Genomic DNA, 1,897 nt, shown 5'->3' with positions numbered 1-1,897 from the left:
GGTTAGCTGGTTGAACCACTGCCTCGCCTTCGTGACCAACTTCTTGGGTACCATTAGCACTGATTGGACCGGTATACGCTGGATTGGCGGGCTGAACTAGAGCTTCGCCTTCGTGTCCAACTTCTTGGGTACCATTGGCACTGATTGGACCAGTGTACTCTGGGTTAGCTGGTTGAACCACTGCCTCGCCTTCGTGTCCAACTTCCTGGGTACCATTGGCACTGATTGGACCGGTGTACTCTGGATTTGCGGGTTGAACCACTGCCTCGCCTTCATGACCAACTTCTTGGGTACCGTTAGCACTGATTGGTCCAGTGTACTCTGGATTAGCCGGTTGGACCCATGCTTCACCCTCGTGACCAACTTCCTGCGTTCCATTAGCACTTGTAGTATCGCTACTGATTGAACCTGTGTACTCTGGAGCGACAGGTTGAACAGCTGCTTCGCCTTCGTGACCAACTTCTTGGGTACCATTGGCACTAATCGGTCCAGTGTACTCTGGGTTAGCAGGTTGAACTAGAGATTCGCCTTCGTAACCTGATTCTTGCGTACCTTTAGCGCTAATTGGACCAGTGTAATCTGGATTTGCAGGTTGAACAGCTGCCTCGCCTTCATGACCTGATTCTTGCGTACCTTTAGCGCTAATTGGTCCAGTGTACTCTGGGTTAGCAGGTTGAACAGCTGCCTCGCCTTCATGACCCGGCTCCTGTGTTCCTTTTTCCAACTGATTCCCTTACTATCCCTATCAGCTGTCCCCTGACTAACTGTATTATCTTCTTTTATTGAAGACTCAAGCCCTTGCAAAGTATTCTCCAAAGGTTGTTCAAGCTCCGGCTTAGCAGAGTAACGCAGATAACCCACATACTCATAACCATCAATGGCAATAACACCCTTAGCCAAATCTTCTTTATTTGAAACCGCAAGAGTTTGATTATAGGCCTGCAACTCCTTGTTTTGCAAGGCAAGAACCTCTATCGGCACAAGGAGACTTTGCCCTGCGGCCCCAATCAAGACCAAGCCAATAATTTTTTTACGATGTTTTTTTGAAAATAGCAACACAGCCATAGTCGCTGTTGCCAATCCCAAACCTGTCGCTGCCCAGTCAGAGCTTCCTGTCTGAGGAAGAGTAGCTTGACTGTCTCCCTTACGTTTATAAACCAGATAAAAAGTGTCCTCATTTTGATATTCCTTAGGAATAGCATGTACCACTTGCTTCTGCTCTTCAGCTGTTAATTCATTTTCTGTGACATAGGCCATGTGTACCGATGCATCCGAAGTAACCTGGTCTGCCGAAACTGGTTTAGACACGAAAAGACCACCTGCTAACAAGAATGTCCCGATAGCAACTGGCCCTACACCTACTGACAATTTACGAATGGCGTATTTTGTCACTTTTTCAAAAACATGATTTGCTTGTTTCATTCAAAATCTTCCTATATGTTAATCCTTGTACCCCAAGGCACGTCAAAAAAACGAAGACGTTATTGAAAAAACACGCACTCTATACATTTATTAACCTTCTTCCGAAGTCTATCATATCCTTTTTTTAATCTTTAAGCAAGCATTTTCTCTAATTTTTAATCAATATAAAAAACGAATTATGATTAGTAACTAGATCCTCGTGAAAATAATCAAACCTTTTCATATAAGCATTTTCATGCATATCACTATTTATGGGAATTTCCTCTATAATCTAAGTTACTAATATTTTTTGAATAAATCTCTTCACCTTTTGAATTTTTATCTAATTTTTTAATATAAACAAGAACTGTCTTGTAATAGACACAAAAGAGACCCACCCCTTATGGGATGAGTCTCTTTTTTCGAAAACCGAAATAGCCTAACTAACTATGTTGAGGGATCTAACCTATGAACTATCTTAGTCTTCTTTTTTGCG

Annotated in this window: 1 pseudogene; it reads right to left on the bottom strand. The window is 42.9% G+C overall.

The window, feature by feature from the left end:
* Positions 1-1,422: pseudogene (locus HMPREF2867_RS11785) on the bottom strand (YSIRK-type signal peptide-containing protein); the annotation flags it as partial.
* Positions 1,423-1,897: the final 475 nt, after the last annotated feature.

The organism is Streptococcus sp. HMSC064H09, from assembly GCF_001812625.1.
GTDB lineage: Bacteria > Bacillota > Bacilli > Lactobacillales > Streptococcaceae > Streptococcus.
The sequence above is the reverse complement of the archived record's forward strand: the minus strand, read 5'-3'. Positions and strand labels throughout refer to the sequence as shown.